The organism is Janthinobacterium sp. GW821-FHT03C10 (genome assembly GCF_059420865.1).
Genome location: NZ_JBWKUN010000001.1, coordinates 332,876 through 345,968 on the forward strand (window position 1 = coordinate 332,876; position 13,093 = coordinate 345,968).

The following is a 13,093-nucleotide window of genomic DNA, read 5'->3' on the forward strand; positions in this document are numbered from 1 at the left end:
GTGTTCTTAAAGCCTGGCGCTCAGGCCAACTTGGAAGCCACGGCCCGGCAAGGGCGCGATGTATTTCAGCGGGGAATTGTGCGGCCTGGCATCCGCGTCGAGCAGGTTGCTGCCGCTGATGAACACCTCGACGCTGGCAAACGGCGAATCCGGCACCTGCAGTGCGCGGCTTACCTGGAAGTTCACCATGGTGTAGCCGTCGAGCGGCACTTCCTCGCTGACGCTCTTGCCCAGGTACTTCTGCTTGTCGTAGCGGGTGCCTGACAACCGCGTCTTCCAACCCTGGTTTTCCCACTGCAGATTGGCGCCGTAGCGGTTGGTGGGCATGTTGGGCAGGTAGGCGCCGTCATTGTGCGCGCGCAGCTTGTCGGGATTGTCCGCCTTGTTCTTGACCAGGTCGGCAAATGCGGAGAGGTTCAGCTTGCCGTAGGCGCCGAGTTGAACGGTCTGTGAGGCATCGACCTCGAATCCCTTGACCGTCGTATCCGTCTGCTTCCAGTACTTCAGGGGCAGGCGATTCGCCATCTGGGCCCCCGAGTGACCAAGGTAGAGATAGTTCTCGTACTTCATGACGTAGCCCGTCGCGGACAGCTGGAAGCCGCGATTGGCGAACAGGGCGGTCAGTTCGGTATTGCGTGCGCGCTCGGCCTTCAATTTCTGGTTGCCTTCTTCCTGGGTCATGATCGAATAGTGGCGGTTGCTCGCATACAACTCATTGACGTCGGGCGCTCTTTCCGACGCCGAGTAGCGCAGCTTTGCACCGAACAGCTGGCCAAGCTTGCTTGAAGCGCCCAGGCTATAGCTGTTCAGGCTGAACGACTTGTCCTCGAGTGTGGAGTTGCTTGCATTCCGCGACGTCTTGAATCCGCTCTTGCGGATGTCGTGCTCCACGTTTTCATGGCGAAAGCCGGCATCGAAGGTGGCCCAGTCGAATTCCAGGTTTTGCTTGACGAACAGGGCGCGGCTGAGCGTGCTCGCATCGGGCAGGTAAAGCTGCGGCCCGGCACCGCTTATATCCCTGGCTTTGTGGCTCAGGCCAAGCAAGCCGCTCAAGGGGCCCGCGCGCCGCTGCGCCAGCAGGAGCTCGGCTTGATTCGTGTCAAACCGGTAGTCATTCGCCTTGGCCGCACCGAGGCGTTCTCCCGACGTATTGTTCAAGCGGGACACGCGCAGTTGTGCGCTTTCAATGTAAGCGACGGGGTCGCGCAGATGGGCTTCCAGCGCATATTTATCCTGCTTGATGATCACGCCGACGGGCAGCCCCTCGTCATAGTTCGCGCCGAACGACTTGTTTTCCATGGAAAAGCCCGGCACGCCATATTCGCTTTCCTTGGAATCGAGGCTGACGGCCACGTAGCCGCGATCGAAAAAGTAGGTGCTGCCGACGCCAAAGTGGGCATTGCTGGCGTGGCTGTTGCCCAGGGTGCCGTGGTAATCGGGGGTGACGTCCTTGTTGATCTTTTTCTGGGTCATCGATGGCGTGCCCGGCACGTAGGCGGGATTGGCCGGGTTGACGTAGGTCTTGCGCTGCCAGACGGAGGTCGGCTGATTGGTATAGAAGGAAAAATCGCCGTCCGCCCAGTCCGGATTTTCCTTCATGAACTGGTCGATAAACGGCTGCGACGCCTTGTTGTAGACCTGCTGGATCCGCGCTTCTTTCTGGCAACTGTCGGCTAAGAACGTATTCACGCCGCCTTTCACAGGGAACAGCTGGCTGTTGCACACGCCTGCCTTGCTGTTGCCGGGAATATCGTAATGCCCGATCTTCTGGAATGACAGCTGCAGATTCGTCGAAAAGCGCTGCCCGTCGTTGAAGTTCGCGCGCAAGCCTTGCGCGTTCGCATCGTTGAAGCCCTTGCGCAGCACCAGTTCCACATCCTTCCGCGTGCTCTCCATCTTGCGGGAAACGAGGCCCGAATCGACGTCGACGCTGCCGCCGATCGCATTGCCGCCAAAACGCACGCTATCGGACGATTTGTTGACGGTGACGCTGCGCGCAAACAGGGGATCGAACGGGATGTTGATGTCGCCGCTGAGCGCATTCATGCCGAGGATGGACTGGCCGTCTTCCAGGATCTGCACGCGGCTGCCGCTCAGGCTGCGGATCACCGGTGCGCCCGCATTCGGCCCGAAGGCGCTGCTTTGCACGCCCGAGACATGCTCGAGCATGCCTCCCAGCGTCCTGTTCTGGGCTTGCGTATTCTCGACCAGAACGACGCTGTCGACGCTTGCCGGCTTGTCTGCCCGGACCTTGATGGTTTGCAGGGTGACGTCGTCTGCCGCATAGGCGAGCGGGGCGGTGGACAGCATGGCAGCTGCGAATACGTGATGGCGCATAGGACTCTCTAAAAAGACGGAATGGGGGCTGGCGCGGGATGCAGGCGCAGCGCGATGGTATAGATGCAATCGAGTTGCAATAATAGCTGGCGCCCCATTCTATTGCAAGTAAATTGCATTTGAGGGTTTGGGATGGCTGGCGCACGGCAAGCGCGCAGCGCGGACAGCCGGCATGTGCCGGCGACTGTGGTGCAAAGTGAGGAGGTGCGAGGGTGTTACGCGTTGCGCGTTGCACATGGCGCATGATCGTGCCGGTGGCAATGCGTGCGGCGCAGGCTGAGTCAGTCCGCCTGCGCCCTTATGAAGTGGCTACTTGAAGTGAGTGTCAGCGGCTTTTCGCCTGCAGCCGGCGCGCGCGGCGCTTTCTTTCCCAGATGACGATGCCAGTCACCGACAGCATGGCGACCATCAGCCCCATGCAGGACATCAGTATGCGTCCCGGCAAGCCAAGGATGCGGCCCGAGTGCAGGGGGAATTGCAGTTGCACGAAGACGTCGGCGGCCGTGCCTTCCCACGGTTTGTGCTGGCCGATGATGCTGCCGTCCATGCCGTCGACGTACAGGTTCGACAAGCCCATGCCGGCCGCGCCGAACTCGTCGGCCGGGTCGAAGAACGAGACGTTGTAGAACGAATAATTGCCGCCGTAATAAATGCCTCCGATGGGCGCCGTGATGCCGCGCTGCACGGCCTGCTTTTTCGCAATGTCCACCGCCTGCTCGAAGCCGATGACGGGCGTGATGTAGCTGCCGTACGGCGCCGGCGTCTGCGTTTCGTATGGTCCCGGCGTGGTGGTCGACACGAGCGACATGACGGGGTAAAACACTTCGCGGTACAGGTTCAGCGAGAACGACGTGAACGCGACGACGATAATGATGCCCCACACCCACAGGCCGCCCGCGCGGTGCAGATCGAAATTGAGCTTGTAGCCGCCGGCCGCCCAGCGCACCACCCACGACGGTTTCCAGCGTTGCCACCAGCTGGAGACGTCGCGGTGGCGCGGCGCCTCGTCCGGCGCGCGCTGGCGCAAACGGCGCGGCGTGGTCAGATATAACGCCACCATGCTGTCGAGCAGCCAGATGAGTGCCACGCTCCCCATCAGCCAGTAGCCCCAGCGGTCCGTGCCCCAGAAGGCGGGCACGTGCAGGCTGTAGTGCAGATGGCGCAAGAACGGCATCAGGCTGCGGCGCGACAGGGAAATGGCCGTCGAATCGCGCGTGCCCGTGATCTGCGCCGTGACGGGGTCGATGTAGACGGTGTTGTAGCTGAGCACGAACGGTTTACCTGTGGCCGGATCGGTCAGCGGGCGCACCATGAAGGCGGCCGCATGGCCTTCTTCCAGGCCCAGGGTCATGTAATTGACTTCCACGCGCGGGTCGGCGGTCGCCACCTTGCGCGCCAGCGCGAATGGCGCCTGCAGGGGGCCGCGGCCCGGGGTGTCCATGATGTCGGCATTGAGCCATTCATCGAGTTCATGGTCCCACGAGGTGACGGCGCCCGTGAGTCCCGCAACGATGAGGAAGAGGGCGATGGTGAGACCGGCCCAGCGGTGTATGACAGTCCAGAAAGCGCGCATGCGGTACAAACCTTCAACATGAAACCGGCTTGTTGCCGCCAGCGGGCGCCAGAGCGGCGCACAGGAAAACGCCAGGCACACGCCTGGTAGTTTGATAATGGGAATCGTTCTCATTATCCAATGGGGCGCGGCGTTTGTCCAGCGCCAATGGTGTTGGTCAGGACTAAATTGCGCATGCTAAGATGCTAGCAATAAATTAATTTACATTCCACATGGAAATGTCCAAGGCTGAAGCGGCATGCGTATAGAAGAACGGAACAATGTCCGCGTAAGCGAACGCAGCGGTGCGCCGCAGGCGGGCGTGGCAGCCACCATGGTATTCATGCACGGTTTTGGCTGCGACCAGACCATGTGGCGCTACCTGGAGCCGCTGTTCCGTCCCCGCTACCGCACGGTGCTGTTCGACCTGGTCGGCAGCGGCGCTTCGGACCTGGGCGCCTATGATTTCGATCGCTATGCGCGGCTCGACGCGCATGGCGCCGATCTGCGCCAGATCATCCATGCCGTCGGCGGCGGCCCCGTCATTTGCGTGGGCCATTCCGTCAGCGCCATGAGCGCCTTGCTGGCCAGCATCGCCGAGCCGGAGCTGTTCGCCGCGCAAGTCATGCTGGCGCCGTCGCCGTGCTATGTCGACGATGCGGCGGCCGGCTATCGGGGCGGCTTCAGCCGTGCCGATATCGATGACTTGCTCGATGCCATGGACAGCAATTACCTGGGCTGGTCCGCCGGCATGGCGCCGGCCATCATGGGCGCGCCCGGCCAGCCGGCGCTGGGCGAGGACCTGACAAGCAGCTTTTGCCGCACCGATCCGGCCATCACCCGGCATTTCGCGCAAGCGACGTTTTTGTCCGATCATCGCGCCATCTTGCCGCACAACCGCACGCCGGCCCTGATCGTGCAATGCAGCGACGACTTCATCGCGCCGCCGCCCGTGGGCGAGTACTTGCGGGAAATGCTGCCGCACAGCAGCCTGCACGTGGTCGAGAACGTGGGCCATTGCCCGCACATGAGCGTGCCCGATGCCAGCTACCGCGCCATCCGCCACTTTCTCGACGGCCTGCACCTGTAATGCGGGACACGATGCCTTCCTTGCCTGATACCAGTACCTTGTTCCAGCACGCGGCCTGCGGCTTGCTGCTGTGCACGGCCGACGGCACCATCGTGCAGGCGAACGCCACCTTTTGCGGCTGGCTCGGTTATGGCGCCGGGGAATTGCTCGGGAAAAAGAAACTGCAGGATTTGCTGACCATCGGCGGGCGCGTGTTCCACCAGACGCACTGGCTGCCACTGATGCAGGTGCAGGGCAGCGTGTCGGAAATCCTGCTCGACATGCGCCAGCGCCACGGGCAATCCATCCCCATGCTGTTCAACGCCGTGCGGCGCGTGCACGAGGGCGTGCGTTATGACGAGATCGCCGTCTTTGTCGCCAGCGACCGCCGCAAATACGAGCAGCAGCTGCAGTTGGCGCGCAAGGAAGCAGGCGAGCTCAACGAACAACTGGCGGCCGCCGACCGGCGCAAGGACGAGTTCCTGGCGACCCTGGCGCACGAGTTGCGCAATCCGCTGGCGCCGATCCGCAACGTGCTGGAAGTGTTGCGCCTGGCGCAGCTGGACGACCCGCAGCTGCGCTGGGCCCGCGACGTGCTGGGACGGCAAGTGGGGCACATGACGCACCTGGTCGACGATCTGATGGAAGTGTCGCGCATCACGCGGGGGCGCCTGGAATTGCGCCGCGCCAGCGTGGAGCTGGCGCCCGTGGTGGAAGCGGCCCTGCACAGCGTGGCGGAGCTGGCGGCGCAGTCGGGCCACAGCGTGCACGTGGAGCAATGGCCGCAGCCGATCTGGCTTGACGCCGATGCCACGCGCCTGGGGCAGATGATCGCCAACCTGCTGACCAACGCCGTCAAGTACACGCCCGCCAACGGCGCCATCTGGCTGGCCGTCGCCTGCACGGAAAACGAAGTGCACGTTACCGTGCGCGATTCGGGCATCGGTATCGCGCCCGAACACCTGGACACCGTGTTCGACCTGTTTTCGCAGCTGGAGCCGGCCCTGTCGCGCGCCCAGGGTGGCCTGGGCATCGGCCTGTCTCTCGTGCGTGGCCTGGCCGAATTGCATGGCGGCAGCATCAGCGCGCGCAGCGACGGCGTGGGGCAGGGCAGCACGTTCGAGCTGCGCCTGCCGCTGCCCGCCGTGCCCCTGCAAGCGCCGCCCGAGCCCAACCGCCGCCTGCTGGCCGGCACGCGCGAGGGCAAGGTGCTGGTCATCGACGACAGCGCCGACGCGGCCGAAAGCCTGGCGCTGGCGCTCGACATCCTCGGTTATGAAGTGCGCACGGCCTACGATGGCGCGGCTGGCATGGCGGCGGCGCAAACTTTTATGCCGCGCGTGATCCTGCTCGACATCGGCTTGCCGCACATGAACGGCTACGACGTGGCGCGGCTGCTGCGCAGCGAACCCTGCGGCCAGCATGCCATCCTCGTGGCCGTCACGGGCTGGGGCCAGGACAGGGACCGCCAACTGGCCTCCGATGCGGGCTTTGACTTGCACCTGACCAAGCCCGTGGATTTTTATGAGCTCGATGCGGTGCTGCAAAAGATGCTGCAGGCGCAGTGAGGAGGGCATTCGCAAATGAAAGACATGGAACAACTGACAGAACTGGAAATCGCCGTTTTCCAGCTGCGCATGGGTTACGCCCCGGCGGACCGTTGCGTGGAATGGGCCGTGGAACGCCTGCGCCTGGACCAGGAAGGCGATGACCTGGAAGTCGTGCTGCTGGCCAGCGCCCGTGGCCCTGATGAGGTGCTGGCGCTGGCCGACGTGATCATCGAGCGTTACCGGGGCGCGCAGCGGCTCAGTGACCAGTTTCTGGCCGGTAAATATATCGTCGAACTGCGCGCCGCCTACCTGGCGGGCCGGGAAAGCGTGTCGTCGCTCGATGCCATCCTGACCCGCCTGTACCCGGCGCTCGGTTATCCCGACTGGCTGGTCATGCTGAGCCGCAATTGCGAGTATGCGACGGACGTGTCCGACTTTGAGCAGCCGTTCGAGCGGGAGTTCGATTACGTTGCGGGCTTGTGGTCCGAGGCCGGTAGTGCTGCCGAGTTTGAGCAGCGATATTCCCGCGAGACGTCGAATGGGCACGATGTAGGCTGATGCTTGAAGATAATATGAAAAAAGTCGATCTCTTTGTGTGTTCCCCGTCGGACATGCGCGCATGCGCCAGCTGGACGGAGGCGGTTGAGGCCTTCCCCGTCACCGGTATTACCTTGCCGGGGGCGCTCGATTTCGCGTCCCTGGCGCAGTTGCTGACCCGCTCGGCGGCGCCTGCGCTCCGGCCTGCGCCGATGCAGGGGCGGGAACTTTACGTGTTTACGGACGCCATAGGGCAGGCGATCGGGGGCATGGCGGCCGACGACTTGTCGGATATCGCCGTGGCGTGGGCAAAGACGGCTCCTTGGGTGGGTGCGGATATCAATCCCTTCGACCTGGCGGGATTTCTCATGGAGCTGCAGTCGGCCTGGCATCAATCCGTCACACCGGGCAAGGCGCTGTTTGCGTGGATCGACGCGTAATGTCGGCATACTCATGGCGGGTGATCGCTATCGTATAATTTGCGCAATTCTTTTTGCTGGGAATGATGTGCAAAACAAGACAATAGGTTTACTTGGCGGCATCGGCTGGGCTTCCACCCTGGAATACTACCGCCTGCTCAATGAAATGCTGGTGGCGTGCATCGGTCCCGCGCATAGCGCGCGCATCATGCTGGTCAGCATCGACCAAGCCGATTTCGTCGCGCATGCGGCGCAAGCCGATTCCCACGCCATCGAACAATTTCTGGTCAAGGAGGGGCAACGCCTGCAAGGCATGGGGGCGGATTTCTTCCTGCTGTGCGCAAACGGCGCCCACCGTTTCGCCCCGGCCGTCGTGCCACGCATCGGCTTGCCTTTTATCAGCATCGTCGAGGAAACGGCGAAGCGGGTACAGCAGTCGGGCCTGCGCAAGGTCGGCTTGCTGGGCGTCAAGCAAACGATGGCGGGCCGCTTTTATCACGATGCGCTGGAGCAGCAGGGCATCGCGACGGTGACGCCCGACGCGGCCGACCAGGAAATCCTGCACGACATTATCTATACGGAGCTGGTGCAGAATGTCTTTACCGATGCCAGCCGGAACATTTTCCTGGAGATCATCGGGAAACTGCGGCGGCAAGGCGCGCAGGGCGTGATCCTGGGTTGCACGGAGATTCCATTGCTGGTCAAGCCCGGCGATGTCGACTTGCCGCTATTTAATACCACGGCGATTCACTGTGAGGCGGCGGTGGCGTTTGCCGTTGAGGAGTAGGATGCCTGGCAACGTTCTCTGCGCCTTATGCATGGTAATCCTGCACGCTCGCGGACTACCGCCATCTTCAAGGTCGCTACTATTCTCAGGTGTTATAGTCAGCTTCTGTCCGTGGCGAACTTGAGAATTTGACGCTCATCGTCCGCAGCCACGACCTGTACATTCTCAGCCAGCAAGTCTTGCCTAATCTCTTGGAATGCATGATAAGGCTTGGTGTTGGCTGCCGGTTGAGTCACCGGGAACAGTACTTTTGGTGGTAGTGCATTACGTTTGCGTAAGCGCCGTACTTTGTCGACCCATTGACCGCCATGCGTGAGGATCTTGGTGCTATCGCCTTGGGCAAGATAAAGCGGCTTGATCACTCGCTCAGCTTTGCCTTCAACCATGTCGACAAAGGGGAAGTTTACGGCGAAATCGTCCGTGCCAACCTTTTCGCGTTGATATCGTGCGCCGACTTGCGCGTTGAAGAGGAGTTTGCGAACATTGTTTTCCAATAAACGCTCTTGATATTCTTTGGTGACAAAGTTGCGTTCGACATAATGATCAAATAGCTGCAGAAGTTTGGCCTTGGGATCCTCCGCCAGGACGACGCGCTGATCGGCAAACTGCAGCATCGCTTCTCGTGGGCGAACTACTTCAGCAAATAGATTTCGTGCGAGCACTACATCGGGCTGCGTCTTTCTGCCATCCAATGCCAAGCGCCGAAGCTCGAGAGCGAAGCGATCCATCTCTTCTTTGAAAAGCTGGCGGCCATCCAGGTAGATTTGACGGTCAAGCTGATGAAAGAACTGCGTGATACGGCCATACCGCTTCAGTATGCGGAAGCCAAAGAAACGCGCCTCGGGAGCGATCAGCGCAATACCGACGTTGGCGAACTCTCCGGTTTCGACAAACGGGCGAAACCGCAAAAGAGCATATTGGCAGGCGAACTTTTTCATGGGGTATTCCAAAAATCTTCTCGGCGGCACCGTTGCAGGCATGCTTCGATTTCATCCCACGTCACGTCTGCTGGGACGCCCTCATCAACATACCACCAAGAGTCGGGTATGTTAGCACGGATATCCGCCAATTTTGGCAAAATTGCCTCTAACTTGCTTATGTAGTGTTCGCGTTGAAAATGGTCGCTAAAAATGCCATTCCACTTGCTCGAAAACACATGCGTTTTCAGGAAGTTGACTGGGTCGAAGTACCGGTCAAAGGCTTGGTTATGGTCGATCACCACCAATTCTGAACTCTGCATGTCCCAAAGCAAGTTAGGATTGCCGCCACGTGCGGTTAAATGACGATCTTCGTTATGCAACCACCAGTCGAAAACCAACACATCGCTTGCCAGTTGATCTGGCACAAGGTCTCGTGTGATCGCCGTCAGCTCTTGTGGATGTGGAAGCTCTTTCGATGCAAAGACTATCCCGCTACCGAGTTGGCTGATATCTGGAAATGCATTTGCCTCGATGAGTTCCTCAGCCACTTCTGCCAATGCATATTCTGCGATCGGAAGGCCAAATGCCGTCGCCAGCTGCGCCGAAACCCATTCGCAAATCTGGCTACGTCGGCCAGCCCCTTTGCCTTTGATAAAGTAAATCGCTCCATCGTCGCCTCGGCAAATAAATGGCTCGGTTATGCCTTGCTGCGCCCGTCCGAGAACCTCGTCAATGAAGATGGTCGCTGTATTCACAGATGCCAGCTTTCAGATTTGTAGCTGGCGATGACTGCTTCGTTCATGGCTGCACGCTTCATCATGTAAAGAAATCGGATGCGCAGGAGTTGCGAGATCCGATCTATATTCATGATATAGGAAATGATAACTATACAGAGAAAATTATCCTACCTATGCACAAGCATCAAGCCGGCTGCACACCGCCCACATTGCGGCTGCGGTTTTCCACCAGCACGGAAATGCCGAGCACGACGATGCCGCCGCAGGCCAGCATGGCGCCCACCCAGCCTGTCGAGCGCAAGCCCATGCCCATGGCGATGGCGATGCCGCCGGCCCAGGCGCCCAGGGCGTTGGCGATGTTGAAGGCGGAATGGTTGAGGGCGGCGGCTACGGTTTGCGCGTCGCCGGCCACGTCCATCAGGCGCGTCTGCACGGCCGGGGCGACGGCGATGCCGGCGCCGATGGCGAACAGGTTGATCGCCGTCAACCAGACATTGCTGCTGGTATAAGTAAACGCGGCCAGGGCAGCCACGTTCCACAGCAGCACGCCGAAGATCGTCCACAGGCGCGAGCGGTCGGCCAGCCAGCCGCCGATCAAATTACCCACCGTCATGCCCACGCCGATGATGGCCAGCAGGATCGAGATGACCAGGGGCGAGACTTTCGTGATTTCCAGCAGGGTTGGCGTAATAAACGTGTAGACGGCGAACATGCCGCCGAAGCCGATCGCCACCATCAACAGGGTCAGCCACACTTGCAGGCGGCGGAACACGCCCAGTTCGCGGCGCGGGCTGGAATCGCCGGCGGCGACCATCGGCACGAAGATGCGCACCATCAGCATGGTCAATAAACCCAGCGCGGCGACCAGCAAAAAGGCCGAGCGCCAGCCCAGGGTCTGGCCGATGTACGTGGCCAGGGGCACGCCGAAGATATTTGCCACCGTCAAGCCCATCAGCACGCGGGCGACGGCCTGGCCGCGCCGGTCCGGTTCGGCCAGGGCTGCCGCCACCAGCGCTGCCACGCCGAAATACGCGCCATGCGGGATGCCGGCCACGAAGCGGGCGACGACCAGCAAGCCGTAGTTGGGGGCGATGGCGCTGAGCAAGTTGCCGCCAGCGAACATCAGCATCAGGCAGATCAGCATCAGCCGGCGCGGCATGCGCGCCAGGAAGATCGTGATCAGGGGCGCGCCGATGACCACGCCCAGCGCGTAGGCGCTGATCATATGGCTCATCTGCGGCAGGGTCGTGCCCAGGTCGTCGGCCACCACGGGCAGGATGCTCATGGAGGCGAATTCGCCCGTGCCGATGGCGAGGCCGCCGATGGCCAGGGCCAGGTCGGCATAGCCAGCGCCAAAAGGCGCGGTGACGCGCGGAATCAATGGGTCTACGGAGGCGTGCATATTCTTGTTGGTTGGGTAAGGATGTGACAGGGTGGAGAGGCGCGCTGTGGCCCGGCCGGAAGTGGCAATGCGCCACCAGAGTCGACGGCTGGCCGGTATTTTCGGGCTATAACAACTGCCCAAGGACAACATTGTAAAAGATTCGGGCCAGCTCTGCTGGGCGATGGCTAAAATCTGCTGCACTGCACACAACAGCGATGGCTCTTGTTGTTAACGATAACACGGAATGCGCGCGTTTCCGCCACAGGGCAGGCGAAGAAAACCCGGCTGTGGCAGAAATGGTCTTCCTGGCGCCTTACTTCGCCAAGGATTGCTGCAGCGCTTCCAGGCCCGCCACATAGATGCCGTGGAACAAGTCGGTCACTTCCTGCTCGCTCACGCCCACGGGCGTGAAGCGGCCGGACCAGGTGACCCTTGCCCCAGCGCCGTCTGCCAGAGGTTCAACTTGCAGGGTGGACAGGTAATCCGTGGCGGGAAACGGCGCCTGCAGAATCGAATAGCTGTAGCTGCGCGCCGTGTTGTCATACGCTTCCAGCTGCTCGACGATGACCTCGCCTGCCGGGGTGGCCAGGTGGCGGATGCGGCCCCCGTCGCTCAAGGTGCTGCTGGGAATGTAGGGTAGCCAGTCGGGCAGCGAGTCGAAGCCGCCGATCAGTTGCCAGACCTTTTCCGGCGTGGCGGCGATGTCGATCGAGGTGGTGGTGTGTGCCATGGTAAGTTCCTTGTCTATATTAGTTGGCGCCAGCTGGCAGCGGAGCGTTGGCCGCCACCAGCTGTTCGGCGCGCATGTCGTGCCAGAAGGCGGCGGGGATGACGCTGTGCAAGGCTGCTAGGTCTTCGGCCAGGCGCTCGGGACGGCTGGCGCCGGGGATCACGGCGGCCACGGCCTGGTTCGCCAATGAAAACTGCAGGGCGGCCGCCTTCACGCTGACGCCATGGCGCGCGGCGATGGCCTTGATCTTTTCCACTTTGGCGATAATGGCGGGCGAAGCTTTCTGGTATTCGAAGTGCGCGCCGCCGGCCAGGATGCCCGAGCTGTAGGGGCCGCCGACGACGATGTCGACGTTCTGGCTTGCCGCGGCCGGCATCAGCCGCTGCAGCGCCCGTTCATGGTCGAGCAGGGTGTAGCGCCCGGCCAGCAGGAAGGCATCGGGCTGCGCTTCGCTTAAATCCAGGGTCAGTTCCAGCGGTTCCACCTTGTTCACGCCCACGCCCCAGGCCTTGATGACGCCTTCTTCGCGCAAGCGGGTCAGCACGCGGAAGGCGCCCGTGCGGGCAATCTCGAATTGCGCCAGCCAGTTGTCGCCATGGAAGTCTTGCGCGATGTCGTGGACCCAGACGATGTCGAGGCGGTCCGTATCCAGGCGCTTGAGGCTGTCTTCGATCGAGCGCAGGGTGGCGTCGGCCGAATAGTCGTCGACGATCTTGTTCTTGCGGCCGAATTCGAACAAGCCGCCTTTTTCGCCCAGTGCGCGGGCAGCCGGGTCTTCCAGCTCGTCGAGGATGAGGCGCCCGACCTTGGTGCTCAATATGTAATCGTCGCGGCGGCGCTGTTTCAGGGCCGCGCCCAGGCGCAGCTCGGCCAGGCCGGCGCCGTAGAACGGGGCCGTGTCGAAATAGCGGATGCCCGATTCCCAGGCCGCGTCGACGGTGGCCAGCGCTTCTGCTTCGGGAATGTTGCGGAACATATTGCCCAGCGGCGCCGTGCCGAAACCCAGTTTGCCTGTCAGTAAGTGTTTGATCGTCATGGTGTTTTTCCTTCAATGAGTGAGTGAATGGAGAC

At 61.5% G+C, this 13,093-nt stretch carries 12 protein-coding genes; 5 read left to right on the forward strand and 7 right to left on the reverse strand.

Annotation, left to right across the window (positions count from 1 at the left end):
• Positions 1-6: 6 nt before the first annotated feature.
• Positions 7-2,310 (reverse strand): TonB-dependent receptor, encoded by a 2,304-nt coding sequence (locus AC07VH_RS01225; protein ID WP_494786493.1) that lies wholly within the window; start codon positions 2,308-2,310, stop codon positions 7-9.
• Between the two features lie 352 nt (positions 2,311-2,662).
• The gene (locus AC07VH_RS01230) at positions 2,663-3,910 is read right to left on the reverse strand and encodes a PepSY-associated TM helix domain-containing protein (RefSeq protein WP_494786494.1); all 1,248 of its coding nucleotides are present in this window, start codon (positions 3,908-3,910) and stop codon (positions 2,663-2,665) included.
• Positions 3,911-4,148: 238 nt separating this feature from the next.
• Between AC07VH_RS01230 and AC07VH_RS01235 the strand changes: the two genes are divergently transcribed.
• The 5 genes from AC07VH_RS01235 (at position 4,149) to AC07VH_RS01255 (ending at position 8,251) form a co-directional block, all read left to right on the forward strand.
• Positions 4,149-4,979, forward strand: coding sequence for an alpha/beta fold hydrolase (locus AC07VH_RS01235; protein ID WP_494786495.1), 831 nt, complete (start codon positions 4,149-4,151; stop codon positions 4,977-4,979).
• Positions 4,980-4,990: 11 nt separating this feature from the next.
• Positions 4,991-6,526: a hybrid sensor histidine kinase/response regulator gene (locus tag AC07VH_RS01240; protein WP_494786496.1), complete on the forward strand. Its 1,536-nt coding sequence runs from the start codon at positions 4,991-4,993 to the stop codon at positions 6,524-6,526.
• 24 nt (positions 6,527-6,550) lie between these two features.
• Positions 6,551-7,066, forward strand: coding sequence for a hypothetical protein (locus AC07VH_RS01245; protein WP_494786497.1), 516 nt, complete (start codon positions 6,551-6,553; stop codon positions 7,064-7,066).
• A gap of 14 nt (positions 7,067-7,080) precedes the next feature.
• Positions 7,081-7,485, forward strand: coding sequence for a hypothetical protein (locus AC07VH_RS01250; protein WP_475416805.1), 405 nt, complete (start codon positions 7,081-7,083; stop codon positions 7,483-7,485).
• A 67-nt stretch (positions 7,486-7,552) separates the two neighbouring features.
• Positions 7,553-8,251, forward strand: coding sequence for an aspartate/glutamate racemase family protein (locus tag AC07VH_RS01255; RefSeq protein ID WP_475416806.1), 699 nt, complete (start codon positions 7,553-7,555; stop codon positions 8,249-8,251).
• A gap of 98 nt (positions 8,252-8,349) precedes the next feature.
• Here the strand turns inward: AC07VH_RS01255 and AC07VH_RS01260 are convergent, their stop codons facing one another.
• The 5 genes from AC07VH_RS01260 to AC07VH_RS01280 all read right to left on the reverse strand — a co-directional run bounded on the left by AC07VH_RS01260 (position 8,350) and on the right by AC07VH_RS01280 (position 13,058).
• On the reverse strand, positions 8,350-9,189 hold the full coding sequence (locus AC07VH_RS01260; protein ID WP_494786498.1) for a DUF3037 domain-containing protein: 840 nt from the start codon (positions 9,187-9,189) through the stop codon (positions 8,350-8,352).
• The gene (locus AC07VH_RS01265; protein ID WP_494786499.1) at positions 9,186-9,926 is read right to left on the reverse strand and encodes a HipA family kinase; all 741 of its coding nucleotides are present in this window, start codon (positions 9,924-9,926) and stop codon (positions 9,186-9,188) included. Before AC07VH_RS01265 ends, AC07VH_RS01260 begins: the two co-directional genes overlap by 4 nt.
• Before the next feature lie 166 nt (positions 9,927-10,092).
• Positions 10,093-11,310 carry an MFS transporter gene (locus tag AC07VH_RS01270; RefSeq protein ID WP_083287090.1) on the reverse strand — a complete coding sequence of 406 codons (1,218 nt, stop codon included), beginning with the start codon at positions 11,308-11,310 and terminating at the stop codon, positions 10,093-10,095.
• 295 nt (positions 11,311-11,605) lie between these two features.
• Complete coding sequence (locus tag AC07VH_RS01275; RefSeq protein WP_494786500.1) at positions 11,606-12,022, reverse strand: SRPBCC family protein; 417 nt, start codon at positions 12,020-12,022, stop codon at positions 11,606-11,608.
• Between the two features lie 19 nt (positions 12,023-12,041).
• Positions 12,042-13,058, reverse strand: coding sequence for an aldo/keto reductase (locus AC07VH_RS01280; RefSeq protein WP_494786501.1), 1,017 nt, complete (start codon positions 13,056-13,058; stop codon positions 12,042-12,044).
• Positions 13,059-13,093: the final 35 nt, after the last annotated feature.